Source organism: Streptomyces sp. Xyl84, assembly GCF_059731885.1.
The window spans coordinates 3,555,998-3,582,070 of sequence record NZ_AP029182.1 but is presented as its reverse complement, the minus strand read 5'-3'; the positions used below and the strand labels follow the sequence as shown (position 1 = coordinate 3,582,070).

Here is a 26,073-nt window from a genome sequence, read left to right as displayed (position 1 = left end):
GCCTTCCGGCGCCTTGCGATCGCACGCACCGGACACCGCCCGCTGACCGGCACCCCCTTCCGTCCGCGGCTCTCGACGACGCCGAAGGGTCCGCTCCCGGCGGCGGGAGCGGACCCTCGTACGGACGGACGGCGGGACGGCCGGGCGGACCGCCGCGAGGGCGGAATGCCGGTCTTCGGCCGGACCGCCGGGCGGGCGGAGTGCCGGTCTTTAGGCCGGACCGCCGGCGGGCGGAGTGCCGGCCGGGGGCCGGACTAGAACGCGGCCTCGTCCAGCTCCATCAGGTCCAGGTCGACGTTCTGGGCCAGCTTGCGGGCCAGGGTGACGCCGGGCAGGACGTTGGCCGCGAAGAACTTCGCCGCCGCGATCTTGCCGGTGTAGAAGGCCCGGTCCTTGGCGGAGGCGGTCTCGAGCTTCTCGGCGGCGACCGCCGCGCCCTTGAGCAGCAGGTAGCCGACGACCACGTCACCGGAGGCCATCAGCAGGCGGGTCGTGTTCAGGCCCACCTTGTAGATGTTCTTGACGTCCTGCTCGGTGGCGGCGAGGTCGGTCAGCAGCAGGCCGACGACGGCCTCCAGCTCGACGGCGGCCTTGGCCAGGTGCTCGCGGGCGCCGGCCAGCTCCTCGCCGCCGGTGCCGAGCGCCAGGAACTTCTTGATGTCCTCGGCGAGGGAGTTCAGCGCGGCGCCCTGGTTGCGGACGATCTTCCGGAAGAAGAAGTCCTGGCCCTGGATCGCGGTGGTGCCCTCGTACAGGGTGTCGATCTTGGAGTCCCGGATGTACTGCTCGACCGGGTACTCCTGGAGGAAGCCGGAGCCGCCGAAGGTCTGCAGCGACTGGGCGAGCTGCTCGTAGCCCTTCTCCGAGCCGTAGCCCTTGACGATCGGCAGGAGCAGGTCGTTCAGCGCGATCTCGGCGGAGGCGTCCTCGCCGTTCGCCTCCTTGATCTGGATCGCGTCCTGGATCGAGGCGGTGTAGAGCACCAGGGCGCGCATGCCCTCGGCGTACGCCTTCTGCGTCATCAGCGAGCGGCGCACGTCGGGGTGGTGGGTGATGGTGACCTTCGGCGCGGTCTTGTCCATGAAGTTCGCCAGGTCCGGGCCCTGGACGCGCTCCTTGGCGTACTCCAGCGCGTTGAGGTAGCCGGTGGAGAGCGTGGAGATCGCCTTCGTGCCGACCATCATGCGGGCGAACTCGATGATGCGGAACATCTGGCGGATGCCGTCGTGCTTGTCGCCGATCAGCCAGCCCTTGGCGGGGTGCCGGTCGCCGAAGGTCATTTCGCACGTGTTGGAGGCCTTCAGGCCCATCTTGTGCTCGACGTTGGTGGCGTAGACGCCGTTGCGCTCGCCCAGCGCGCCGGTCTCGAAGTCGAACTCGTACTTCGGGACGAGGAAGAGGGACAGGCCCTTGGTGCCGGGGCCGGCGCCCTCGGGACGGGCGAGCACGTAGTGGAGGATGTTCTCCGACATGTCGTGCTCACCGGAGGTGATGAAGCGCTTCACGCCCTCGATGTGCCAGGAGCCGTCCTCCTGCTGCACGGCCCTGGTGCGGCCGGCGCCCACGTCCGAGCCGGCGTCCGGCTCGGTGAGGACCATGGTGGAGCCCCACTGCTTCTCGACGGCGATCTTGGCGATGTGCTTCTGGACCTCGTTGCCCTCCTCGAAGAGGATGCCGGCGAACGCGGGGCCCGAGGAGTACATCCACACGGCCGGGTTGGCGCCCAGGACCAGCTCGGCGTAGGCCCAGATCAGCGAGCGCGGCGAGGTGGTGCCGCCGATCTCCTCGGGCAGGCCCAGGCGCCAGTACTCGGAGTCCATGAACGCCTGGTAGCTGTTCTTGAAGGACGCCGGGACGGGCGCGGTGCTGGTCTCCGGGTCGAAGACCGGCGGGTTGCGGTCGGCGTCGGCGAAGGACGCGGCCAGCTCGTTCTCGGAGAGGCGGGTCAGCTCCTCCAGGACGCTCTTGGCGGTGTCGAGGTCCATCTCCTCGAACGGGCCGGTGCCGTACACCTTGTCGCGCCCGAGCACCTCGAAGAGGTTGAACTCGATGTCACGGAGATTCGACTTGTAGTGCCCCATGGCGACGGCTCCCGTTGAGGACTCGGCGAGGCACTGGCTCCTCGCATCCGGTTCACGTACCAACTAGTAACTCCGATGATGCTACCCGTCGGTAATAAGAAGCAACCCCGGGCGGGCCATCTGTGACTCAGTAGTCTTTAGCCCATGTACGGCTACGACCAGAGCGCGGGCGCGGGTGCACAGCAGGGATACGTCCCGCCGCAGCAGCAGATGCCCACAGGCGGCGGGTACGGCCAGCAGCCGCCGCTGTACCCGGAGCCGTCCCCGCCGTCGCTGGCCGACGCGGTGCGTGCCTTCACCACCGGGCAGATGGCCGCCGAGGACTTCCAGCAGATCTTCGCCACCTCCAAGGTGTACTGCCCGCGCGGCGACACCCCCGGTTTCCTCGCGCTGCACAACACCCAGCAGCCGGTGATCCCCATGTTCACCTCCCTGAAGGAGCTGCGCCGGTACGCGGGCAAGGAGTCGAAGTACTTCGTGATCACCGGCGCGGAGGTGATCGACCTGCTGCCCACCGGGTACGGCTTCGTGCTCGACATGGAGGGCGAGCACCGGATGGTCTTCGACGCGAAGGCGGTCGAGCAGATGGTCGACTTCGCGATGCGCCGGATGTACGGCTGAACCCCTCCTTCCGCCCGGGGGCGCTTCTAAGGTGCCCCCGTGACCTCCTCCGAGACCGCGCCGCCGGACCTGTACGGACGGCGGCGCAGCGCCGTCCGGCTGTGCGCCGGTGAGCTGCTGCTGGACGCGCGCCTGCTGCGCCGCCGGATACCCCTCGCGGCGATCGACCGGGTGGCCGTCGGCGGTGCGGGCGGGCGCACGCTGACGGTGGTGCTGACCGCCGCCGGCGGCGAGCCGCCGGCCGCGTACTCCCTCACCTGCCGCGACGCCGCCGCCGGGCGCGCCTTCGCCGAGGCCGTCGGCCGGGAACTGGACGCGCACCGGAGCGGAGGGCCGCGGACCGACGGGTCAGGGCAGGTGCGCGAGGAGCGGCTGAAGCGGTGGGTGTCCGCGCCGCGCCGGGGGCCGGGGCCGGGATGGGCCGCGGCGGCGGTCTACGTGCTCGTGGCGGCGGTGCTCCTGGCCTCCCGGGCGGACGCCGGAGCCGTCTTCGGCTGGCTGGCGGGACCGCTGGTGCTCGGCCCCGCCGCCGTCGCCGTGACCGGCGGGGCCGCGCTGGTCCGGCAGGCGTGGGCGCTGCGGGCGCGCGGGATCGCGGCACCGGCCCGGCTCAGGCGCTCCTACGCCGTGCACGGCTCCGACGAGCCGTCCGAGCACCACGTGTACACCTACGTCGACGCCGAGGGGCTGACCCGTGAGTGGCGCGGGGCCGGGAGCGGGGCGGAACGGGCGGAGATCCTCTACGACCCGGCGGACCCGGAGGTCGCGGTGTTCGGCCGGGGCACCACCGGCCGACTGGCCGGCGGGTTCGCCTTCGCGCTGGGCGTCGGGGGCGCCCTGCTGTTCATCGCGGTGATGCTGCTCGCGCCCGCCGTGGGGGCGCTGACCGGGTGAGCGGCCGGCCGGTGTCCGCGCCGGGACGCTCCGGCGGTCCGGGAATGTCCGCGCGCCCTCCTCCGTTGTGGCTGGCAGAAAGTTGAACGCTCAACTAGAGTGAGCGCACAAGGAGGTACCGACATGCCTGCAGTGACCGTCGAGAACCCGCTCACGCTGCCCCGTGTGGCCGCGCCGGCCGACGCCGTGGCACGTCCCGTGCTCACCGTCACGACCGCGCCGAGCGGTTTCGAGGGCGAGGGCTTCCCGGTGCGCCGGGCGTTCGCCGGGATCAACTACCGTCATCTCGACCCGTTCATCATGATGGACCAGATGGGCGAGGTGGAGTACGCGCCGGGCGAGCCGAAGGGCACGCCCTGGCACCCCCACCGCGGCTTCGAGACCGTCACCTACATCATCGACGGGGTCTTCGACCACCAGGACTCCAACGGCGGCGGCGGCACCATCACCAACGGCGACACCCAGTGGATGACGGCGGGCTCCGGCCTGCTGCACATCGAGGCGCCGCCGGAGTCCCTCGTCATGTCCGGCGGCCTCTTCCACGGCCTGCAGCTGTGGGTGAACCTGCCGGCCGAGGACAAGATGATGGCCCCGCGCTACCAGGACATCCGCAGTGGCAGCGTCCAGCTGCTCACCTCCCCCGACGGCGGCGCGCTGCTGCGCGTCATCGCCGGTGAGCTGGACGGTCACGAGGGCCCCGGCATCACGCACACGCCGATCACGATGGTCCACGCGACGCTGGCCCCGGGCGCGGAGGTCACCCTGCCCTGGCGGGAGGACTTCAACGGCCTGGCCTACGTCCTCGCGGGCCGCGGCAGTGTCGGCGCGGAGCGCCGGCCGATCCGCCTCGGCCAGACCGCGGTCTTCGGCGCGGGTGGCTCGCTGACCGTCCGCGCGGACGAGAAGCAGGACTCGCACACCCCGGACCTGGAGGTCGTCCTGCTGGGCGGGCGGCCGATCCGGGAGCCGATGGTCCACTACGGACCGTTCGTCATGAACACCAAGGACGAACTCATGCAGGCCTTCGAGGACTTCCAGAAGGGCCGCCTCGGCTCCGTCCCGGCCGTCCACGGCATGACCGGCAGCGGCCCGCAGGACTGAGCCGCCACCCGGCGACGGGACCCGGCCGCCACCCCGGCAGCGGGTCACCCGGGCGGGCCGTCCGCGCAGGACAGCCCGCCCGGCGCGTGGTCCGCTGGTGGGGTGCGACTGCTGCCCGAGCCCGTCCGGCGCCTTGCCGCCTGGTGTGCCGTCGTGCTGCTCGTCTCCGGTGTGGTGTGGATCGTGGTGCGGCTGTGCGTGGCGTTCCGCACGACGGTCACGCCGGTGCTGCTCGCGCTGCTCGGGGCCGCGCTGCTGCGGCCGCTGTTCCTGCGGCTGGCGCGGGCCGGGGTCAACCGGTCGCTGGCGGCCGGGATCACCTGTGCCGCCGTCCTGGTCGTCGTCGGCGGCGTCGGCTACATCGTGGGCCTCGCGCTGATCGACAGCGGGCCGCAGATCCTCTCCTCGCTGGAGAACGCGGCGAAGTCGCTGGCCGCCCACTTCGGCGCGGCCGGCACCTCGCTGGAGGACCTGGCCGCCCACGGCAGACAACTGCTGTCGAAGTTCGGCGGGACGGCGGTCTCCAACGTCATCAGCGGGGTCAGCGTGGTCGCCCAGTACCTGGCGATGGCGGTGCTGGCGCTGCTGCTCGTCTTCTTCTTCCTGCGCGACTCGGGGCGGGCGCTGCGCGCGCTGCGGTCGATGGCTCCGGGCGGCAGCGCCGACGCGGCCGAGGCGATGGCGCGGCGGGCGTTCTCCGCCGTCGAGGGCTTCATGCGCGGGACCACGCTCATCGCGCTCATCGACGCCGTCTGCATCACGGTCGGGCTGCTGCTGCTCGATGTGCCGGGCGCGGTCGGACTCGGGGCGCTGGTCTTCGTCGGCGCCTACATCCCCTACCTGGGGGCGTTCATCTCGGGTGCGGTGTCGGTGCTGGTCGCGCTCGCCGACCGGGGGTTCGTGGTCGCCCTGTGGGTGCTGGGGGTGGTGCTGGCCGTGCAGGTGCTGGAGGGGCACGTGCTGCAGCCGGTGATCCAGAGCCGGACGGTGCAGCTGCATCCGGCGGCGGTGCTGCTGGCCATCACCGCGGGCGCCTCGGCCGCCGGGATCGTCGGGATGCTGCTGGCGGTGCCCCTGACGGCGGCGGCGTCCGGGGTCGCGCACGAACTGCGGCAGCGGTACTCGTAACCGGGCCGCAGGCCGCAGGCCGGTCCCGGCCCCCGGTGCGTCACCGGCCGCCTCCGTCACGGCCCGCGCAACGGCTCGTCCGTCAGGGCCCGGACGTCACGGCCCGTCCGGTGCGGGCCGGGTGTCACGGCTCGTGCGGTGCGGGCCGGGTGTCACGGCTCGTCCGGTGCCGGGCCGGGTGTCACGGTCTGCCGCGCGGCGGCTCGTACAGCTCGAACCAGATGCTCTTGCCCACCCCCCGCGGCTCCACCCCCCAGGCGTCCGCGAGCAGCTCGATCAGCACCAGGCCCCGCCCGGAGGAGGCCAGCTCGCCCGGCCTGCGCTTGTGCGGCAGGTCGTCGCCGGCGTCGGTGACCTCCACCCGCATCCGCCGCTCGCCCGGCTCGCCGCTGACCTCGGCGAGCAGCAGGGCGTCGGTGTCGGTGTGCACGAGCACGTTGGTCAGCATCTCCGACAGCAGCAGCACCGCCGAGTCCACCTGGTCGGCGGAGGCCCAGTCGTGCAGCAGCTCCCGCAGTTGCTGCCGGGCCACCGCGATCCGCTCGGGTTCGGCCTGGGCGACCGTCAGCAGGGTGCGCCGGATCTCCGGGCGGGCGGTGACGGCGCCGCCGTCGCCGTCGCAGAGCCGGTTCAGCAGCAGGACGGCGATGTCGTCCTCGCGGCGGTCGGCGAGCGGGCCGGTGGTGTGGTGCGAGGACGGTCCGTGCACGGCCTGGACGAGCGCGTCGGCCAGCTCCTCGGCGTCGCCCTCGTGCTGCTCCAGGATGGTGCGGATGCGCTGCCAGCCGGTGTCCAGGTCGTGGCCGCCGGTCTCGATGAGGCCGTCCGTGCAGAGCATCATGGTCTCGCCGGGCTCCAGGACGAACCGGGTGGTGGGGTAGTCGGCGTCCGGGTCGACGCCCAGCGGCAGCCCGCCCGCGGTCGGGCGCAGCAGCACCGTGCCGTCGGCCATGCGGATCACCGGGTCGGGGTGCCCGGCGCGGGCGACCTCCAGGACGCCGGTGCGGGGGTCCACCTCGGCGTACAGGCAGGTCGCGAAGCGCAGGTCGGCGAGGTCGTCGTCGGCGCTGTCGTCGACGATGCCGTGCAGGAACCGGGAGGCGCGGGTGAGGACCGCGTCCGGGGGGTGGCCCTCGGAGGCGTAGGCGCGCAGGGCGATGCGCAGCTGGCCCATCAGGCCCGCGGCGCGTACGTCGTGGCCCTGGACGTCGCCCATGACCAGGGCGAAGCGGCCCGCGCCGGGCTTCGCGGGGCTCCGGGAGGGACCGCCGGGCAGCGGGATGACGTCGTACCAGTCGCCGCCGACCTGGAGGCCGCCGCCGGTGGGGACGTAGCGGGCGGCGACGTCCATGCCGGGGACGGCGGGGCCGGTCGTGGGCATCATGGAGCGCTGCAGACCCTCGCTCAGCTCCCGCTCGGTCTCGGCGGTCCCGGCCCGGGACAGGGCCTGGGCGAGCATGCGGGCCACCGTGGTCAGCACCGAGCGCTCGTCGGGGGTGAAGGCGACCGGATAGGTGAAGGCGGCCATCCAGGCGCCCATGGTGTGGCCCGAGGCGGTCAGTGGCAGGAACGCCCAGGAGCGGCGGTTGAAGCGCTGGGCCAGCTTCCAGGTGAGGGGGTAGCGGGCGCGGTACTCCTCGGGCGAGGAGAGGTAGACGGCCCGTCCGGTGCGGATCACCTCGGCGGCCGGGTAGTCCGTGTCCAGGGCCATGTGGACGAAGGGGACCTCGTCGCCCTGCTGCTGCCCGTGGTGGCCGATGATCGTCAGGTGGTCGGCCTCCACGCCGAAGACGGCCAGGCCGTCGGGCGAGAAGCCGGGCATCGACAGGCCGGCCGCGACCCGCAGCACCTCCGCGGTGGAGCGCGCCTCGGCCAGGGCACGGCCGGCGTCCAGCAGGAACGCCTCCCGTGAGCGCCGCCAGTCGCCGGTGACCGCGCTGCGCCCGGCCGGGGAGCCGGGGGTCGGTTCGGTGACCTCCTGGAGGGTGCCGATCAGCTCGTAGGCCTTCTTGCGGGAGTCGTAGGCGGGCCGGGAGCGGCTGCGGACCACCCGGATGATGCGGCCCCGCTCGTCCATGATCCGGATGCGCACCTCGGCGAGGGTGCCCTCGGCGGCGGCGAGCTGCACCACGCCGGTGATCTCGTTCCAGTCGACCGGGTGCAGCCGGGCGCGCACCTGGGCCTCGGTGAGGGTGACGTCCTCGGCGGGCAGCCCGAGCAGCCGTGCCGCCTCGGCGTCGACCGCGACCAGCCCGGTGGAGGTGTCCCAGTGCCACAGCCCGGTCGCGAGGGCGGCCAGGACGTCCCCCACGGCGGGCAGGGGCTCACCAGTGCGCATTGCCCCACTGTAAGAAGAGGCTCTCGGACACTGCCACCGAAGACGGACGGGCGTACGGCCGTGGGACGGGCCGGGGGCCGCGCCGCGGACGCGGTCGCCGCGTCCCGCGTGATTCCCGGCGTGATATGGGGAGAGGCGATCTCCCGGTGGCCGGTAGGCTGGGTGGGTCCGGGCCGTGCCCGCCCGGTGATCCCCGATCCGCGAAGACTGGATGAACGACGATGCATCGGTACAGGTCCCACACCTGCGGCGAGCTCCGCGCCTCTGACGTCGGCACCGACGTCCGGCTGAGTGGCTGGCTGCACAATCGGCGCGACCTGGGCGGCATCCTCTTCATCGATCTGCGCGACCACTACGGCATCACGCAGCTCGTCGCCCGTCCCGGCACCCCCGCGTACGAGGCGCTGGACAAGCTCTCCAAGGAGACGGTCGTCCGGATCGACGGCGGCGTCGTTTCACGTGGAACCGAGAACGTGAACGCGGACCTGCCCACCGGCGAGGTCGAGGTCGAGGTCGGCGAGGTCGAGGTGCTCGGCGCCGCCGCCCCGCTGCCCTTCACGATCAACGCGGAGGACGGGGTCAACGAGGAGCGGCGCCTGGAGTACCGCTTCCTGGACCTGCGCCGCGAGCGCATGCACCGCAACATCATGCTGCGCACGGCCGTGATCTCCGCGATCCGGCAGAAGATGGTCGCGCTCGGCTTCAACGAGATGGCGACGCCGATCCTGTCCGCCACCTCCCCCGAGGGCGCCCGCGACTACGTCGTCCCCTCCCGGGTGCATCCCGGCCGGTTCTACGCGCTGCCGCAGGCGCCGCAGCAGTTCAAGCAGCTGCTGATGATCTCCGGCTTCGACCGGTACTTCCAGATCGCGCCCTGCTTCCGTGACGAGGACGCGCGTGCGGACCGTTCGCCGGGCGAGTTCTACCAGCTCGACGTCGAGATGAGCTTCGTCGAGCAGGAGGACGTGTTCCGTCCCATCGAGCAGCTGATGACCGAGCTGTTCGAGGAGTTCGGCGGCGGCCGGCACGTCACCTCGCCCTTCCCGCGCATCCCGTTCCGCGAGGCGATGCTCAAGTACGGTTCCGACAAGCCGGACCTGCGCGCCAAGCTGGAGCTGGTGGACATCACGGATGTCTTCGAGGGCTCGGAGTTCAAGGCGTTCGCCGGCAAGCACGTGCGCGCGCTGCCGGTGCCGGCGGTCCAGGACCAGCCGCGCAAGTTCTTCGACCAGCTGGGTGACTACGCGGTGTCGCTGGGCGCCAAGGGCCTGGCCTGGGTGCGGGTGGCCGAGGACGGCTCGCTGACCGGCCCCATCGCGAAGTTCCTCACCGAGGAGAACGTCGCCGAGCTGACCAAGCGGCTGTCCCTTGCCGCCGGGCACGCGGTGTTCTTCGGCGCGGGCGAGTTCGACGAGGTCTCGAAGATCATGGGCGCGGTGCGGGTCGAGGCCGCCAGGCGCGCCGGGCACTTCGAGGAGAACGTCTTCCGCTTCTGCTGGATCGTCGACTTCCCGATGTACGAGAAGGACGAGGAGACCGGGAAGATCGACTTCTCGCACAACCCGTTCTCGATGCCGCAGGGCGGCCTGGAGGCCCTCGAGTCCCAGGACCCCCTGGACATCCTGGGCTGGCAGTACGACATCGTCTGCAACGGCGTCGAGCTGTCCAGCGGTGCCATCCGGAACCACGAGCCGGACATCATGCTCAAGGCGTTCGAGATCGCGGGCTACGACCGCGAGACCGTCGAGGACAAGTTCGCCGGGATGCTCCGCGCGTTCCGCTTCGGCGCCCCGCCGCACGGCGGCATCGCCCCGGGCGTGGACCGTATCGTCATGCTCCTCGCGGACGAGCCCAACATCCGCGAGACGATCGCCTTCCCGCTCAACGGCAACGCCCAGGACCTCATGATGGGCGCCCCGACCGAGCTGGACGAGTCCCGCCTGCGCGAACTGCACCTGACGGTGCGCAAGCCGCAGCCGAAGTAGGCGGCACACGCAACGGACGGCGCCCGGGACCGACGAGGTCCCGGGCGCCGTCCGTCGTTTCGTCACCGACCTTCACTTGGGCATATTCACTCGCTGGAGTGAGTTTGCCCGGCGGGAGGGAGGGGTGGGGCCTGGCGGGGTTCTTTCTCCTCAGTGGGCAGTGCACGGGGAGCGCGGGTCGGACCGGGGCGTGGGCGTCCGGACTCCGGTGACTGCGCGGCGGCGAATGTCAGTTCGGCCCAGACCGTCTTGCGGGGCGGCAGGCCGTGGGTGACTCCCCAGCGGTCGGCAAGAGCGGCGACGAGGGCGAGTCCGCGGCCGGACTCGGCGGTCGGATCAGCGGGGTGCCGGTGCGGGAGCCGGTCACCGCGCGTGTCCGTGACCTCGATGCGGAGGGTCCCGCCGACCACGTACAGCAGGAGCTGGAAGTTCCGGCCGGGGACGCGTCCGTGGGTGGCCGCGTTGTTCGCCAGCTCGGCCACGACGAGCCGCGCCGGGTCCAGGGGCAGTCCCCAGGTGCGCAGTTGCTCCGTGGCCAGCAGGCGGGCGAGGCGCGCGCCGCGTGGGGTGGGGGACAACAGGACGTCGAAGTTGCGGAGGGGGCTGCCGGGCCGGGGAAGTTTCTGGTTCACGTCACTCAGCGTGGCCTGATGTGCCTACTGTGGGGAGTGACGTCGTGGTTGCGTACGGTGACTGTCCGGTCCTTGTCCGGTGGTGTCCGGGCCTGTCGGGGCCGTGTGTACGGGCAGGGCGTCGCTGGCACCAGGCGGTACGACGGAGGGGCGCGCATGTCGGTGGACGGCGAGGTTCGGCAGCAGCTGAGGACCGAGGCTGACGAGCCGGGCTGGGAGGTGGACCCGGACGACGAGTGGGGCGTGGCCGTGGTCGCCACCGTGGGACGGCAGGTGAAGCTGCGGCGCGAGGCGGTGGGGATGCGGGCCGGCGAGTTCGGCAAGGCGGTGGGGTACGGCGAGGACCTCGTCTACAAGATCGAGAGCGGCAAGCGCATTCCCCGGCCTGAGTTTCTAGACAGGGCGGACGAGGTGCTGGGGGCGGGCGGGCTGCTCGCCGCGATGAAGGAGGACGTGGCCAAGGTCCGGTACCCGAAGAAGGTGCGGGACCTGGCGGACATGGAGGCGCGGGCCGTCGAGATCGGGGTGTACGAGAACAGCAACATCGCCGGTCTGTTGCAGACGTTGGACTATGCCCGGGCGCTGCTGGAGTCGTGGCAGCCCGCCTACACGCCGGAGGACCTGGAGCGCCGCGTAGCTGCCCGTATCGCCAGGCAGGCCATCTACGAGCGGTGCCCTGCACCGGCGCTGAGCTTCGTCCTGGAAGAGGGGACGCTTCGGCGCAAGGTCGGGGGCACAATGGTCCGGCGGGAGCAATTCGAACGCTTGCTGGAGGTAGGGCGGTTGAGCAACGTCTCCCTCCAGGTGATGCCGATGGACAGTGCGCCACACCCCGGCATGAGCGGCAGGATCGAGTTGCTGAAGTTCGAGGACGGCACTGCGGTGGGGCGCTCCGACGGGGCGTTCAACGGCCGCCCCGTGACTGATTTGAGGCAGCTCCGCATTCTTGAGCTGCGGTATGGCACCATCCGGGCGCAGGCTCTCCCGCCAGGGGAGTCGCTGGCCTTCATCGAGCAACTGCTGGGAGAGACATGATCCGCAAGACCCTCGCCGGTGACGCCTCCGAACTGGCGTGGTTCAAGAGCAGCTACAGCAGTGGCCCCGACGGCGACTCCTGCGTCGAGGTCGCCACCGCCCCCGGCACCATCCACGTCCGCGACTCCAAGCACTGGGACGCCGGCCCCCGCCTCGCCCTCGCGCCGCAGGCGTGGGGGGACTTCGTGGCGTACGCGTCCGGGAGCTGACCCCGCAACCGGCATGCCCCGCGCCTGGTCGTCACCGGGCGCTGCTGGAGGTAGGGCGGTTGAGCCCAGGGGAGTCGCTGGCCTTCATCGAGCACCTGCTGGGAGAGACATGAGCCGCAAGGACACCGCCGAGCTGACGTGGTTCAAGAGCAGCTACAGCAGCAGTGGCGACGGCAACTCCTGCGTCGAGGTCGCCACCGCCCCCGGCACCATCCACGTCCGTGACTCCAAGCACCGGGACGCCGGCCCCCGCCTGGCCCTCGCGCCGCAGGCATGGGGGGACTTCGTGGCGTACGCGTCCGGGAGCTGACCCCGCAACCGGCATGCCCCGCGCCTGGTCGTCACCGGGCGCGGGGCATCGCCGTACGGCCGGCGTCATGCGGGTCGCGTCACGCGGGTTCGCCGCCGAAGCGCTCCTTGTAGGCGGCCAGGTCGTCCTCGGTGAGCTTGGCGAACAGGACCGGCGGGACCGTGAAGGGGGTGCCCGCGGGCAGGGCCGTCAGGGACTTCGCCTCGTCGGGGGTGACCCACGTCGCCGTGTCGTCGGCGAGGGCGAACGCGGCGCGCATCGCCTTGGCCGTCGTCGGGATGAGGGGCTCGGAGACCACCGCGTACAGGTGGATCAGGTTCATCGCCGTGCGCAGGGTCAGGGCCGCGCCGTCCTGGTCGGTCTTGATCTCCAGCCAGGGGGCCTTCTCCTCCAGGTAGGAGTTGCCGGCCGACCACAGGGCGCGCAGGGCCGCGGCGGCCTTGCGGAACTGGAGCGCCTCCATGTGCTCCTCGTACTCCGCGAGCAGCCGGGCGATCTCCTCGCCCAGACGCGCCTCCGCCTCACCCGGCTCGCCGCCGGCCGGGACCTCGGCGCCGAAGCGCTTCTTGGAGAAGGACAGCACGCGGTTGACGAAGTTGCCCAGGGTGTCGGCCAGGTCCTTGTTCACCGTGGCCGTGAAGTGCTCCCAGGTGAAGGACGAGTCGTCCGACTCGGGCGCGTTGGCGATGAGGAAGTAGCGCCAGTAGTCCGCCGGGAGGATCTCCAGGGCCTGGTCGGTGAAGACGCCCCGCTTCTGCGAGGTGGAGAACTTCCCGCCGTAGTACGTCAGCCAGTTGAAGGCCTTGACGTAGTCGACCTTCTTCCACGGCTCCCGCACGCCGAGTTCGGTCGCCGGGAACATCACCGTGTGGAAGGGGACGTTGTCCTTCGCCATGAACTCGGTGTAGCGGACGGTGTCATCGGCCTCGTACCACCAGGACTTCCAGTCGCGGCCCGCCGGGTCCTTGTCCGCCCACTCCTTCGTCGCGCCGATGTACTCGATGGGCGCGTCGAACCAGACGTAGAAGACCTTGCCCTCGGCCGCCAGCTCCGGCCAGGTGTCCGCCGGGACCGGGACGCCCCAGTCCAGGTCACGGGTGATCGCGCGGTCGTGCAGGCCCTCGGTCAGCCACTTGCGGGCGATGGAGGAGGCCAGCTGCGGCCAGTCGGCCTCGTGCCGGGCGACCCACTCCTCGACCTCGTGCTGGAGCTTGGACTGGAGCAGGAAGAGGTGCTTGGTCTCGCGGACCTCCAGGTCCGTCGAGCCGGAGATGGCGCTGCGCGGGTTGATCAGGTCCGTCGGGTCCAGGACGCGGGTGCAGTTCTCGCACTGGTCGCCGCGCGCCTTGTCGTAGCCGCAGTGCGGGCAGGTGCCCTCGACGTACCGGTCCGGCAGGAAGCGGCCGTCGGCCGGGCTGTACACCTGGCGGATCGCGCGCTCCTCGATGAAGCCGTTCTCGTTCAGGCGGCGCGCGAAGTGCTGGGTGATCTCCACGTTCTCCGGGGAGGAACTGCGTCCGAAGTAGTCGAAGGCGAGCGCGAAACCGTCGTAGACGGCCTTCTGCGCGTCGTGCGCCTGCGCGCAGAACTCGGCGACCGGCAGGCCCTGTTCCTTGGCGGCCAGCTCCGCGGGGGTGCCGTGCTCGTCGGTGGCGCAGATGTACAGCACCTCGTGGCCGCGTCGGCGCAGATAGCGTGCGTAGACGTCCGCCGGGAGCATGGACCCCACCATGTTGCCCAGGTGCTTGATCCCGTTGATGTACGGAAGGGCGCTGGTGATGAGGTGTCGAGCCATCGCGGGCTGCTCCCAAGTCGCTACGTGGGGTGACGGTGGGCGGCCTCCGGGACCGTCCGATTCGTCTACGAACCTTGAAATCGTAGCCGACACCGCCGCGCCGCCCGCTTCCCGTTTTACTGGCTGGGAACCGGGCGGCGCGGGGGGTCGTGCGGTGGCTGCGGTGCGTTACGGGCGCCAGGCCGCCAGGACGCCTTCGTACAGTTCCTTGTCCGTCAGTTCGCGGGGCGCCGGGCCGGCGTGGAAGAAGGACGCGTTGCCGGCCTTGAGCCTGCGCAGGTAGTCGAACGCCTTGTTGTCGTGCTCGCCGAAGGCGACGAAGGAGAAGAAGACGCCGGGGTGGGTCTCGGCCGCCTCGGTGAGGGAGCGGGTTGCGGGGGTCTTGGCGTCCGGGGCGCCGTCCGTCTGGAAGATCACCAGGACGGGGGGCCGGTGCTCGCCGTCCGGCGCGGCCTGGGGGGACGGGCGGTGCTCGTCGAGGTGGGCGAGGACCGCTTCCACCGCCGCGTGGTAGCTCGTGCGGCCCATGCGGCCGAGGGTGGCGTGCACCTCGTCGATCCTGCCCTCGTGGTCGGTGAGGGTGAGGTCGGTGGTGCCGTCCACGTCCGTGGAGAAGAACGTCACGTGGACCGTGGCCTCGGGGTCGAGGTGCGCCGCGAGGGCGAGGGCCTGGTCGGCGAGCGCCTGGGCGGAGCCGTCCTTGTAGTACGGGCGCATGGAGGCGGAGCGGTCCAGGACGAGGTGGACCTGGGCGCGGGTGCCGGTGAGGTCGTTCTTCTTGAGGGCGGCGGTGGCGGCCTTGTAGGCCGTGGTGAGGCCGGGGGCGCGGGATTTGAGGCGGGCGAGGGGGGTGGCGGGTTTGCCCTCCGGGCGGGGGGCGGGGGTGGTGCCGGCCGTGGGGGCGGGTGCGGCTTCGCCTTCGGCGTCGGGGCCGGCCTCGGCTTCGCCTTCGGCCGGGGATTCGTTCCCACCCGCACCACCCGTACGGCTTTCGTCGTCGGGTGCGGGTGGCCCCTGTGGGGCTTGCTCGCCGTCGGCGGGCTGCGGGGACGTCGGGGTCTCCCGGGCCTCGCCGGTCTCCGTAGCCTCGGCAGCCTCAGCGAGCTCCCCCGGCTCATCAGCCTCAGCTGTCTCAGAGGTCTCGCTGGGCTCGACGGCCTCAGCAGGCTCAGAGGTCTCGTTGGACTCCACTGGCTCGGCGGGCTCAGAGGTCTCGCTGGACTCCGCCGCCTCAGCGGGCTCAGAGGTCTCGCTGGACTCCGCCGCCTCAGCGGGCTCGGTGGCCTGCTGGCGCTCGCCGGCCTCCCTGGCCTGCGATGGCTCTGAGTCGGCCTGGGCCGCCCCGTTGTCCTGGCTCTCCGAAGCCGCCGCGGGTTCGGTGGCCTCCGGGGTCTCCGGAGCCTGCGGGGGCCGGACCGGGGTGGGCTCCGCCGCTGACCGGGGGTCCTCCGGGTGTTCCCGTTCCTCCGGTTCCTTCGGCTGCTCGTCCCTCGGCCTCGGCGGGACCGTGACGTTGTCGAAGGCCGCCGCCACCAGTTCGTGTTCGTCACCGGCGGGAGTGCGCTGGTCGGGGACGTGGGCGGTGGGGGCCGGCTCCGGGTCCGCGGCCAGGGCCGGGACCTTCGGCGCCGGCTGCTGGGCCTCGGCCGGGGCGGGGTCCGCCGGTTGGGGGGTCGTCGTCGGAACCTGCTCCCGCTCCGCACCCTCTGCTGCGGCCGCACGTTCCTTGCGTGAGCGGCCGAACGCGTTCCGCAGGCGAGTGAGAATGCCCATGTGCGCAACCCTTCGCGTGAGTTGATCCCGTCGATCCCTGGCCAGGACGGACACGTAAGGTTAGCGGCCCCTGGTGGCGCTCCAGGCCAGGGGAGAGGGACGTGGGCCGGGCCGTGCCAAGGCGGGCCGGGCGGACCCGTGGCACGTGCGGCCCCAGGACCCGAGAGCCCGCGACCCCAGGTGAGCACCGTGTGCACCGAGAGCACCGGAGCAGTCCCAGTAACCCCGACAGCACTGGAGCAGTCCCGGTAACCCCGACAGCACTGGAGCAGTCCCGGTAACCCCGACAGCACCGGAGCAGTCCTGGTAGCCCCGGTAGTCCCGAGAGCTCCCGAAGCACCGAGAGTCTTGGACCAGCCCCGCCGAGTCACTGGAGCCTCCTCAGCCCCTCAGCCCCTCAGCCCCGCAGGCCTCAGAGGCCCCAGAGCCCCTGAAGCTCCGACCGCCCCGGTCCGCCCGCAGGCGGGGCCGGGGCCCGCTCGGGTGCGGTCAGGCCTCCACCCGGGTCGGTTCCTGCGGGGGTGCCGGGGGCGTCGTCTCGGGGGAGCGTCCGCGCCGGCCGGGGCGCAGCCGCGTGAGGCGGCCGCGGGGGCGGGGACCGGCGCCGGGCCGGGTGCGGTCGCGGACCGCGCGGCGCCGGGTCAGCCAGGTCAGGGCGGCCACGGTCAGTCCCAGCGCCACCAGCAGCCAGGACGTCGTGCGCAGCGGGGCCGTGAGCGCGTCGTAGACGGCGCCCACGGCGGGCTGGGAGACCTCCGGGGGCAGGTCGGACAGGGTCAGGCCGCGGCCCACGGCCAGGGCGAGGGCGAGCAGCGCGCCGCCGAGCGCGGTGCCGAGCGCGGTGGCGGTGACCGCGCGGCGGCGGCGGGCGGCCAGGCCGATGCCGGCGACGGCGAACGCGACGGCCGAGACGGGCAGCCAGAAGCCGGCGACTTCGAGCACGTGGAACCCCTTCCGCATGCGGCCCAGATCCTGGGCCGGGAGCAGGGCGACCTCGGTGTGCTCGACGGGGATGCGGTCGGCGAGCGGCACATGGTCCTGGGCGAGCTGGGCCTTGACCTGGGCGGTGACCGGGGCGAGGTCGACGGTGACCGGGCGGCCGCGGTCGTCGTCCCCGTCGCGCAGGGCGCGCAGGACGGCGTCGTGGGCGACCCGGTTGCCCTCGTTCCAGGCGGTGCGGAAGGCCGCGGTCTGCATGAACGAGCGGACCGCGTCGTGCACGAAGGGCGCCACGGTCGCGCGCAGCACCCGGGAGTCCGTCTCCTGCCCGATCTGGTCCACGATGCCGTTGCCGACGGTGTCCGCGATCGCGTCGCGTACGTCCGGGTCGGTGGCGAGCGGTGCCATCGTGGTGACGTAGTGGCCGGTGTCGGCGAGCCCGTACGCCGCCCAGGCCGTCAGCGCGCCGAACGGCACGAGCAGGCACGAGAGGGTGATCAGCACGGCCGACAGGCCGCTGCGCAGACGTCGGGTCACCCTCCCCAGCGAAGTCTCCCGGCGACGGCCGCGCGAGTGGACGCACGGCATTCGGGTGACCGCGCGGCGTACGCGGGGAGGAGCGGTGAGCGGGAGCCGGGCGGGGCGCGGCGAGGGGGAGGGCGCGGGAGACGGGGCCGTCCCGCGCGGCGGGGCGCCGGAGGCGAACCGGGGCGGCACGGCGGCGGGCCGCGGGTCCCGGTGTGCCGCCGGGACCCGCGGCCGGGGTGCCTGCCCGGGTCAGCCGATGCGGTGGCCCCTGGCGTCCTCGTGCGTGTAGACCCAGTAGAAGCAGATCAGCCCCACGGCCACGCCGAAGGCCAGCGACAGGCCGATGGTCAGCAGGACCGACTGGCCGGACTGGGCGTAGAGGAACCCGAAGGCCGCGCCGGTGAAGAGGAACCACAGGAAGGCGTGGAGTTCGCGCGGCAGCCGCGAGGCCAGGGTCAGCACGCCCGCCGTGACCAGCGTGAACACCACGGCGGTCACGAAGCCGAACACCAGGTTCCCTACGGTGATCGGGCCGCCGGCCCGCCGGTTGGCGGCGGCCCAGTAGCCGTAGACGAGGCCGATGGCGAAGGGGGCCACCCACCGGGCGATGAGGTGGGTCCGGGCGCTGAAGATGTCGGGTGACCGGGGGTGCCGGGCGCGGGGGTCCGCGGTGCGGCCGGACACGGGTGCCGCGTGAACCATGGGAGCGCTCCTCTCTGTCCTCGCCCCCGCCTACCAGAGCACACCTGGGCGACGGCCCCGGCAAGTCGGGCGGCCGCGGACGTGCCCCGGCCCCCCACCCCGGGCCCGGCCCCGTACCCGGATGTTCCACGGTCCGGCACCCGCCCGCGCACCAGCAGCGGTTACGGTGCTGAGGTACGCGTACGACGACCGGATCACCGCGGGGGGACCATGCCCGGAACCGTGCTGCTGCTCGCGGCCTCGCCCGTGGGCAAGGGCCGTCTGGTCGACGCGGCGTCCGTGCTGCCGGTGCTGGCGGCCGTGGAGCCCGCCGTGCTGTCCGGCACCCGCACCGCGAGCGTCGTCGAACTCGCCGACCCGCTGGAGCCGCAGGCCGTCCTCAGCCGGCTGCGGGCCGCCGCGGCCGCCCCGGGACCGCTGACCGTCTTCGTCACCGGCCAGCTCCAGTTCGACCGCCGCCAGAACCTGCCCCACCTGGCGCTCGCCCGCACCACCCCGGCGACCGTCCGCTACACCGCCCTGCCCTGGCACTGGCTGCGCGAGGAGCTGCGGCTGCGCCCGGACGGCACGACCACCGTCGTGGCCGACCTGTACGCGGACCAGGAGAGCTGGCGGCGGCTGGACGGGCGCCCCCTGGACACCGGGCGCAACATCGCCGTGTACGGCCGTGTCGCCCCGCCGCCCGCCCGGCGCGCGGTGGCCGCGCCCGCCTACATGAAGGCGGTGGCGACGATCCTGCGCAGCGGGCACCGGCCGCCGGTGGACGAGCTGCACGAGCAGGCGCTGGCACGGCTGGCCGTGGAGGAGGGCGGCGGGGGGCGCGGGGCGTACGGCGGCCCGGGCATCGTGCTCGCCGCCGGGCGTCCGGCGGCGGCCGACCCGCACGCGGCCATCGCGGCCTGGGTGGAGTCCGGGCGGCACGGCGACGCCGACGCGCTCGCCGCGCGCTGGGAGCAGGCCGCCGTGCGCGAGCACGGAGCGGCGTCCGAGGAAGCCCTGCACTGGACGGAGGTCCGGGCCGACCTCGCGATGTTCGCGGGGGACCCGGCGCGCAGCTGCCGTGCCTGGCTGTCCGTCGCCGCGACCCGGCTGGCCCTGGGGCAGAGCGCCGGCGCCCCGCAGGTGGAGGCCGCCGTGGACCGGGCGCACCACCAGTGGGGACAGATCCGCGAACCGGAGCGTGCCCGGGAACTGGGCCCGCTGCTGGCCGAGTTGCGCGGCCGGGTGCCGGGCCGGCGGCAGGGCGCGCTGGACCATCTGCGGCGGCAGCTGCGGCAGTTGGAGGACGCGGGGCTGACGGCGGGCTGACGGTGCGCCGGCCGGTCAGGCGCCGGCTGACGGCGCGCCGCGCCTGACGGTCCGTCGGTGGGCGAGGCGGCGGAGGGCGCGAGCAGGGGGATCGATCGGTGCCCGTCGTGTCCGCCCCCTCCCCAGGGCGTGCGCCCGGTGCCAAGATGGTGAGTCATGGCTGAGGGGGAGGGCGTGGCCGGCCGAGGTATCCGGGTCCGGCTGGACGGAAGTGCGAGCAACCGGGACATCGACGCGCTGAAGGCGTGGCTGGAGCGGGAGAATCCGCTGGAGGAGCTGGTCGCCGACGGGCGGCTGCGGATCCTCGAACGGCCGCGGTCCGATGCGCCGCCCGGTCACATGGGCGCGGGCATGGAGATCCTGCTGGTCCTGGCCGGCGCGGGCGCGGAGGTGGTGTTCGGCGAGCTGCTGGAGCAGACCAGGCGGGCGGTGGCGGCCTGGCGCGAGAACCGGCGCCGGGTGGAGCCCGGCCCGCCCCCCGAGGAGAGCGTCGATCCGGTGAACACCGGCGGGGAATAGTGCCGTGAGCCGTTTCGACCCGCGGGGGCGGGTGAACCGGGCACTGCTGGTCGGCGTATCGGAGTACGAGCACACGCAGCCGGCCGCCTGGGACGGGGTGGCCGGCCAGCTGCCCGCCGTCCGGCACAACGTCAGCCGGCTGCGGCAGGCCCTGCGGGGCGGGGTGTTCGAGGACCGGGAGATCACGGAGCGCCGCTCGCCCTCCCACGACGACTTCGGCGAGGACCTGCGCAAGGCGGCCCACGAGGCCGAGGGGCTGCTGCTGTGCTACTTCGCCGGGCACGGTGCCGTGCCGAGCGCGGGCAACGAGCTGTTCCTCCAGATGCGCAACGCGCGCGTGGTCGCCGGCGCCCAGGCGGTCTTCCCGAACGCGACCTCCTTCACGGAGGTGCTCACGGTGCTCGCCGGGAGCGGCGCGGAGCGGATCGTGGTGATCCTCGACTGCTGCTACGCGGGCAACGCCGCCAAGGTGTGGCACGACTTCCCCGGCCGGCAGAAGATCCTGCTGCTGATGAGCGTCCAGGCCAACCGGCTGATCGACTCCGGTGACGGCACGGGGCCGACTCCGTTCACCGACGCGCTCGTACGGCTCCTGGGGACGGACGGGGAGCTGTCGCTGCTGGAGGCCTTCGCGCACCTGCGGGGACGGATGCTGGCCGCGGGTCTCACGACCGCCTTCGGGGACCCGTGGGAGCCGCAGCTCGCCGCCGCGCCGGACACGGACGTCCTGCTGGCGGGGGGCCGCCCGGCCGACCCGGACCCGGTGCCCGGTCCGCCCCGCCCGGTGCCGTCCGGTCCGCCCCGGCCGTCGCACCCGGTCATGCAGGAACCGCCCGTGCCGGTTCCCGGCGAGTCGCCGGTCTCACATGAGCTGCCGGTCACCTCCGTCCCCACTGTCACCTCCGTCCCGCCGGTCACCTTCATCCCGCCGGTCACCCCCGCCCCGCCGGACGTGCCCGGGCCGCCGGACCCGCCCGGGCCGCCGGGCCCGCGCCCCGGGGCCTCGCCCGGCCCGGGCCCCGGGCCGTCCGGTGAGCAGGAGGGCGGGGAGCCGCCGGAATCCTGGGTCAGGCGCGCGCTCGCGGCCCCGCGCCGCGCCGCCCGGGCCCTGGCCGGGGCGGCCGCAGCGCTGCCCGGCGCGCTGGTGCGGTGGGCCGGGCGCCTCGGGTCACCGGGCCGCGTCGCCGTGGCCGCCGCCCTCGTCCTGGCGCTCGCCGGTGTCGGCTACGCCGGGCACCGGTTCCTCACCACCGGCGGCGGAGCCGAGTGCAGACCGCCGCTGGAACTGCGGGTGCTGACCGACCCCGACCTGGAGCCGACGGTCCGCACGGCCGCGGACACCTACCTCACCGCGGACGCGAACACCGACGGGCACGGCTGCCGCCGCACCGGCATCACCGTCTACAGCGCGGGCGCCGGCGCGGCGCTCACCGCGCTGCGCGAGCAGACCGACGCCTGGCAGGAGCCCCACGAGGAGGACACCAACCCGCAGCGGGACGTCGGTCCGCAGCCGGACGTCTGGATCCCCGCCTCCGCCACGGACGTGGCCCGCGTCACCACCGACCCGGCCGGGCGCTCCTTCGCCGAGCTGCGGCCGGACACCCGGCCGTTCGCGTACTCGCCGGTGGTCCTGGCCGTGCCGCGGGACATCGCCGGCCGGCGGGCGCAGGAGCGCTCGGGGCTGCCGCTGGCCCGGCTGGTCGCGGACCTGCGCGAGCGGGACGCGGGCGCCGGGGTGCTGCGCGCCGACCCGGAGGTCACCGACTCCGCGCTGCTGGCGACCATCGGCCTCTACGGCGGCGGCGCCGACCCGCGCGGCGCCGAGCAGAGCGTGCGCGGCACCGGACCGCCCGCCGCGACGGCGGCCGCGCTGCTGTGCTCGCTGCCGGCCGACCCCGCCGCCGACCGCCGTACGGCCGTCCTCGTCCCCGAGTTCCTGCTCGACAGCGGGGTGGGCTGCGCGCAGCGCACCCGGGTGCCGCGGACCGCGGAGTACCCCTCCGACGTGCCGGCGCTGACCCCCACCTTCGTGCGGGTCGGCTGGGACGGCGGGGACCGGGACGCCGTGGCACGGCAGGACGCCGTGGAACGCTTCCGCGCGTGGCTCACCGGAGGGGACGGGCTCGCCGCGTTCGCCGGCGCCGGTTTCCGCTCCGCCGCGGGCGCCGGGCACCCGCTGCTGGATCCGGGTCCCGCGGGCACCGGTGTGCTGCGCGAGGCCGGCCCGCTGCCGGAGGCCGCCGGGCGGGCGGCGATGGACACGGCACTCGCGCGATACCGCAGCGCCGACGGCCCCGGCCGGGTCCTCTACCTCCTGGACAGTTCCGGCTCGATGCACAAGTGGTGGCCCGGGCCCAGCGGCGGCCCCGGCATCCTGAAGCAGTCCCTGGGCGGGCTCGGCACCCAGGACGAGTACGGGGTGTGGGGCGTCTACGAGGGCTCCGGCGGGCAGCACCACGACGAGGTGCTGGACTTCGGCCACCACCGCCGCGCGGACGCCGAGCGGCGCGTCGGCGCGGCGGCGCGGGTGCGGGACGCCGAGTCCGATCCGCACGCGGCGCTGCTGGCCGCGCTCGGCTTCATGGCGCAGCGCGGCGCCGACGACAAACGGCCGCAGCTGATCGTGTACATCACCGACGACGAGGACGACAACCGGCTGACCGGGAAGAACCTCTCCCAGGTGCTGGAGCGGGCCCGGCAGAGCGGGGTGCCGGTGGACATGGTGTCCCTGGTCGGCGGCTCCTGCGACCAGGGCCGCCCGGCGGCGGCGGTCGCCGCGGCGAGCCACGGCCGCTGCCTGGACGTCGGCGACGACCTCGGCACCGTCCTGCACGACGAGGTCGCCCGCGTGGGGACGGGGGAGGACTGATGCGGCGAGGGACCGACCGGCGCGCGCGGCGGCCGGGACGCCTGCCCGGCGCGCGGCCGCGGGGGCGGTGCGGGGTGTTCGGGCGGGCCGGTGTGCTCACGGGGGTGGTGCTGCTGCTCGGTGCCGCCGCCTGTACCGGCGGGGGCCCGGACGCGGCGCAGTCGCCCGCCCCCGACGTGCCCGGGGAGATCGTCGTGGCCAGCGGCCGGGACGTGACCGGCAAGAACGGCATCCGGCAGCAGCTCATCGACGCCTGGAACCGGCAGCAGGACAAGGAGAACACGGGGTACCACGCCCGCCTCGTCGAGCTGCCCGGCTCCGCCGACGAGCAGCGCAGCCAGCTGCTGGGCGCCCTGCAGTCGGGCAGCGCCGACTACGACGTGGTCAACCTGGACGTGACCTGGGTCCCGGAGTTCGCCGAGGCGGGCCTGATCGCACCGCTGCCCCAGGACACCCTCGACGGTGACGTCATCGGGTCGGTCGCCGCCACGGCGTACTGGAAGGACCGGGTCTACGCGGTGCCGTTCAACACGGACGTGGGGCTGCTGTACTACCGGCGCGACTACCTGCGGGCGGCGGGGATCCAGCAGACCACGCTGGAGGCGGGCACGACCTGGACGGACCTGCGCGACCTCGCCGACACCCTGGACGCGCACCCGCCCAAGGGCTTCGAGAAGGCCTGGACGACCCAGCTCGCCGCCTACGAGGGCCGCACGGTCAACGCCGTGGAGGCGTTCGCGTCCGCCACGAAGGACTTCGCGCTCACCGACGGCTCCGGCCACTACACCGCGAGCCGCCAGGAGCTGGCCGACGGCATCGCGGAACTGCGCCGGCGCACGGAGAAGCCGTACACCCTGGACCATGCGTTCGCCTCCGACGAGGCCGCCTCGCTCAGCGACTTCGCGAGCGGCCGCACCGCCTTCCTGCGGCAGTGGCCGTACGCCTACGGCACCCTCCACCAGACCTTCTCCGCCGACCGGGTGGGCGTGGCGCCGCTGCCCGGCCGGGCTGTGCTCGGCGGGCAGAACCTGGCGGTGGCCCGCTCCTCGAACCGGGCCGGGAAGGCCGCCCAGCTCATCGCCTACCTCACCGACGCGCAGAGCGAACGGTGCCTGCTGGACGCCGGGTTCGCCGCGACCCGTACGTCGGCGTACACCGACGACCACGTGAGGTGCGCGGCGGGCGGGGGCGCGTCGGCGGCGCCCACCGGGGAGAGCACCGACCGGACACCGCGCGACGCGGCCGGCCGGCCGGACTACGCCCGCCGCATCCTCTACCCCGCCCTCACGCACGCGGTCCCGCGCCCGCGCACCCCCCTGTACGGCGCCTTCACCCAGACCTTCACCACCGAGCTGGGCCGGCTCTTCACCGCCGACCCGCCGAGCGACGCGGCCCTGGCCGGCAGCCTGGACGAGGCCCTGCGCAAGGTGCTGCCGGACCGTTCCTAGTGCGGCACCAGTGCCGTGCCGGGCGCTGCGAGCCGGCGAACCTTTCCGGTCTCACAGCACCAGGGCGTGTTTCGAAAGTCCCGCCTGCCCCGCGCGGACAGCGCCACTTTCGAAACACGCCCTAGCGGTCCTGGACGGCGGCCTGCTGGACGGGGGCGGCCGGGGAGGGGTTCGCGTTGGCCGCCGCGACCAGGGCGGCGACGGCGACGAGGGCCGCGCCGAAGCCCCTGACGTGACGTCCACGGATGTGACCAGGGCGCGCGACAGGGCGTCCGAGCACGGCGACCGACCTCACAGCGACAGGGAACGACAGTGGGGGGTTAAGCAGGTTTAACGTACTCCCCAACCTAGGGGGTGGGAGCGCTCGGCCGGAAGAGGGGCAGGGCCGGAACAAAGGGAGGAACAGGACTGGAAGTGCCGGGAGTTGGGGCCGTACGGGCGGATCGTCCCGGTGGCGGGGACGAGGCGGTGCCAGCCGCTCGGCGAGCCGGCTTACTGGCATGATGAACCGCATGGCGAAGCGGGACGACCCGGAGACCATCGGGCGCAGGGTGCAGCGGCTGCGGCGCGAACGGGGCATGACGCAGAAGCAGTTGGCCGAGCCCGCGTACACACCCGCCTACGTCTCCACCCTGGAGGCCGGCCGGGTGCGCCCCTCCGAGGCCGCGCTGCGCCACCTCGCCGAACGGCTCGGCGTCGCCTTCGAGGAACTGGCCACCGGCCGCCCCACCCACCTCGCCACCGACCTGCGCCTGCGGCTGACCGAGGCGCAGCGGACCCTGGCCACCGGGGAGACCGGCAAGGCCGCCGGCCTGTACGCCCGGCTGCTCACCGAGGCCGAGGACCACGAACTGACCGACATTCAGGCCGACGCGCTGCTCGGGCTCGGCGAATGCGCCCTGGAGACCGGGGAGCTGGAGAGCGGACGGCAGTACTTCGAGCGGTCCGAACGGGTACTGGCCGACGCCCCGCTGACCGCCCGCGTCCCGGCGCTGCGCGGCCGTGCCGTCTCCCACTACCTCGCCGGGGAACTGCGGTACGCCGTCTACCTCTTCGAGTCCACGCTCGACGAGCTCAACCGCGCCGGGCTGCACGACCCCGACGCCCTGCTACTGCTCTACGCGAGCGTCATCGGACCGTACATGGACATGGGCGCGCACGCGCGGGCGGCGCAGGCGGCCGAGTTCGCCCTCGCGCTGGCCCCGCAGGCGGGAGATCCCGCGCTGGTGGCCCGTATGCACCGGTCGGTGGCCCGCACCCTGCTCGCCGAGGGCCGGATCGCCGAGGCGGACGCCTCGCTCGCCAAGGCCGCCGAACTGTACCGGCACCTCCAGCTGCGCACCGAACTCGCCAACTGCCACTGGATGCGCGGCTACGTCTGCGCGCAGAACGGCGAACTGGAGCGGGCCGAAGGCGAGTTGCGGGCCGCGCTGGACATGCTGACGGCCAAGCGGGCCGCGCTCTACACGCGGCAGGTCGCCGTCGAGCTGGCCGACGTCCTGCACCGGCGCGGCCGGTCGCGGGAGGCCGCAGACCTGCTGCGGGACGTGCTCGGCGACCTCTCCTCCGAACGGGGCGCGATGCACGCCGCCGCCGCGCACCGCCTGCTCGGCATCATCGCCGAGGACGCCCGCGACGCGGAGGCCGCCGAGGAGCACTACGTCCGCGCGCTGAGCCTGCTGGAGAGGGCCGGCGCCGCCGGTGACCTGGCCGATCTCTGCCGTCTCCTCGGTGACCTGCTGCGCCGCACCGGCCGGGTGGAGGCGGCCCTGGACGCCTACCGCACCGGTCTGGGCCACCGGACGGCGCCGGGCACGACCACCCTGGGCCCGGCACCGGCGCAGCCGCTGCTGTGACC

The 26,073-nt window shown here is 73.4% G+C and carries 21 protein-coding genes; 13 read left to right on the top strand and 8 right to left on the bottom strand.

What is annotated here, in order from left to right; genetic code table 11:
* Window positions 1–254: 254 nt before the first annotated feature.
* Window positions 255–2,081 (bottom strand): acyl-CoA dehydrogenase, encoded by a 1,827-nt coding sequence (locus AC6I72_RS15485; RefSeq protein ID WP_498001398.1) that lies wholly within the window; start codon window positions 2,079–2,081, stop codon window positions 255–257.
* Window positions 2,082–2,225: 144 nt separating this feature from the next.
* Here AC6I72_RS15485 and AC6I72_RS15480 point away from each other — a divergent pair, with 144 nt between their 5' ends.
* The 4 genes from AC6I72_RS15480 (at window position 2,226) to AC6I72_RS15465 (ending at window position 5,825) form a co-directional block, all read left to right on the top strand.
* On the top strand, window positions 2,226–2,702 hold the full coding sequence (locus AC6I72_RS15480; protein ID WP_037861608.1) for an SseB family protein: 477 nt from the start codon (window positions 2,226–2,228) through the stop codon (window positions 2,700–2,702).
* Between the two features lie 39 nt (window positions 2,703–2,741).
* Complete coding sequence (locus AC6I72_RS15475; protein ID WP_498001396.1) at window positions 2,742–3,596, top strand: DUF3592 domain-containing protein; 855 nt, start codon at window positions 2,742–2,744, stop codon at window positions 3,594–3,596.
* Window positions 3,597–3,719: 123 nt separating this feature from the next.
* Window positions 3,720–4,697 carry a pirin family protein gene (locus AC6I72_RS15470; RefSeq protein ID WP_498001395.1) on the top strand — a complete coding sequence of 326 codons (978 nt, stop codon included), beginning with the start codon at window positions 3,720–3,722 and terminating at the stop codon, window positions 4,695–4,697.
* A 102-nt stretch (window positions 4,698–4,799) separates the two neighbouring features.
* Window positions 4,800–5,825 (top strand): AI-2E family transporter, encoded by a 1,026-nt coding sequence (locus AC6I72_RS15465; protein ID WP_498001393.1) that lies wholly within the window; start codon window positions 4,800–4,802, stop codon window positions 5,823–5,825.
* Between the two features lie 181 nt (window positions 5,826–6,006).
* Here AC6I72_RS15465 and AC6I72_RS15460 read toward each other — a convergent pair whose 3' ends face one another.
* A complete protein-coding gene (locus AC6I72_RS15460) occupies window positions 6,007–8,163 on the bottom strand; it encodes a SpoIIE family protein phosphatase (RefSeq protein WP_498001391.1) in 2,157 nt (718 codons plus the stop codon).
* Between the two features lie 221 nt (window positions 8,164–8,384).
* Between AC6I72_RS15460 and aspS the strand changes: the two genes are divergently transcribed.
* Window positions 8,385–10,148, top strand: coding sequence for an aspartate--tRNA ligase (gene aspS / locus AC6I72_RS15455; protein WP_498001390.1), 1,764 nt, complete (start codon window positions 8,385–8,387; stop codon window positions 10,146–10,148).
* 86 nt (window positions 10,149–10,234) lie between these two features.
* Here aspS and AC6I72_RS15450 read toward each other — a convergent pair whose 3' ends face one another.
* On the bottom strand, window positions 10,235–10,780 hold the full coding sequence (locus AC6I72_RS15450) for an ATP-binding protein (protein ID WP_498001389.1): 546 nt from the start codon (window positions 10,778–10,780) through the stop codon (window positions 10,235–10,237).
* Window positions 10,781–10,936: 156 nt separating this feature from the next.
* Between AC6I72_RS15450 and AC6I72_RS15445 the strand changes: the two genes are divergently transcribed.
* The 3 genes from AC6I72_RS15445 (at window position 10,937) to AC6I72_RS15435 (ending at window position 12,334) form a co-directional block, all read left to right on the top strand.
* Entirely contained in the window at window positions 10,937–11,815 is an 879-nt protein-coding gene (locus tag AC6I72_RS15445; RefSeq protein ID WP_498001388.1) for a helix-turn-helix domain-containing protein, read from the top strand.
* Entirely contained in the window at window positions 11,812–12,024 is a 213-nt protein-coding gene (locus AC6I72_RS15440; RefSeq protein ID WP_498001386.1) for a DUF397 domain-containing protein, read from the top strand. The genes AC6I72_RS15445 and AC6I72_RS15440 overlap by 4 nt, the downstream gene beginning before the upstream one ends.
* 109 nt (window positions 12,025–12,133) lie before the next feature.
* Entirely contained in the window at window positions 12,134–12,334 is a 201-nt protein-coding gene (locus tag AC6I72_RS15435; protein WP_498001384.1) for a DUF397 domain-containing protein, read from the top strand.
* Window positions 12,335–12,413: 79 nt separating this feature from the next.
* Here the strand turns inward: AC6I72_RS15435 and metG are convergent, their stop codons facing one another.
* From metG to AC6I72_RS15415, 4 genes are all read right to left on the bottom strand, one after another.
* A complete protein-coding gene (metG, locus tag AC6I72_RS15430) occupies window positions 12,414–14,129 on the bottom strand; it encodes a methionine--tRNA ligase (protein ID WP_498001382.1) in 1,716 nt (571 codons plus the stop codon).
* A 168-nt stretch (window positions 14,130–14,297) separates the two neighbouring features.
* Complete coding sequence (locus AC6I72_RS15425; protein WP_498001381.1) at window positions 14,298–15,902, bottom strand: VWA domain-containing protein; 1,605 nt, start codon at window positions 15,900–15,902, stop codon at window positions 14,298–14,300.
* A 489-nt stretch (window positions 15,903–16,391) separates the two neighbouring features.
* Complete coding sequence (locus AC6I72_RS15420) at window positions 16,392–17,378, bottom strand: hypothetical protein (protein WP_498001379.1); 987 nt, start codon at window positions 17,376–17,378, stop codon at window positions 16,392–16,394.
* Between the two features lie 240 nt (window positions 17,379–17,618).
* Window positions 17,619–18,071: a hypothetical protein gene (locus AC6I72_RS15415; protein ID WP_498001377.1), complete on the bottom strand. Its 453-nt coding sequence runs from the start codon at window positions 18,069–18,071 to the stop codon at window positions 17,619–17,621.
* A gap of 210 nt (window positions 18,072–18,281) precedes the next feature.
* Here AC6I72_RS15415 and AC6I72_RS15410 point away from each other — a divergent pair, with 210 nt between their 5' ends.
* The 4 genes from AC6I72_RS15410 to AC6I72_RS15395 all read left to right on the top strand — a co-directional run bounded on the left by AC6I72_RS15410 (window position 18,282) and on the right by AC6I72_RS15395 (window position 24,215).
* Entirely contained in the window at window positions 18,282–19,379 is a 1,098-nt protein-coding gene (locus AC6I72_RS15410; protein ID WP_498001375.1) for a hypothetical protein, read from the top strand.
* A gap of 156 nt (window positions 19,380–19,535) precedes the next feature.
* A complete protein-coding gene (locus tag AC6I72_RS15405) occupies window positions 19,536–19,898 on the top strand; it encodes an effector-associated constant component EACC1 (protein WP_037862331.1) in 363 nt (120 codons plus the stop codon).
* Window positions 19,899–19,902: 4 nt separating this feature from the next.
* Entirely contained in the window at window positions 19,903–22,767 is a 2,865-nt protein-coding gene (locus tag AC6I72_RS15400; RefSeq protein ID WP_498001373.1) for a substrate-binding domain-containing protein, read from the top strand.
* Complete coding sequence (locus AC6I72_RS15395; protein WP_498001372.1) at window positions 22,767–24,215, top strand: extracellular solute-binding protein; 1,449 nt, start codon at window positions 22,767–22,769, stop codon at window positions 24,213–24,215. Before AC6I72_RS15400 ends, AC6I72_RS15395 begins: the two co-directional genes overlap by 1 nt.
* Window positions 24,216–24,336: 121 nt before the next feature.
* Here the strand turns inward: AC6I72_RS15395 and AC6I72_RS15390 are convergent, their stop codons facing one another.
* On the bottom strand, window positions 24,337–24,495 hold the full coding sequence (locus tag AC6I72_RS15390; protein WP_498001370.1) for a hypothetical protein: 159 nt from the start codon (window positions 24,493–24,495) through the stop codon (window positions 24,337–24,339).
* A 232-nt stretch (window positions 24,496–24,727) separates the two neighbouring features.
* Between AC6I72_RS15390 and AC6I72_RS15385 the strand changes: the two genes are divergently transcribed.
* Window positions 24,728–26,071, top strand: a complete 1,344-nt coding sequence (locus AC6I72_RS15385; protein WP_498001369.1) for a helix-turn-helix domain-containing protein — start codon at window positions 24,728–24,730, stop codon at window positions 26,069–26,071.
* Window positions 26,072–26,073 lie beyond the last annotated feature (2 nt).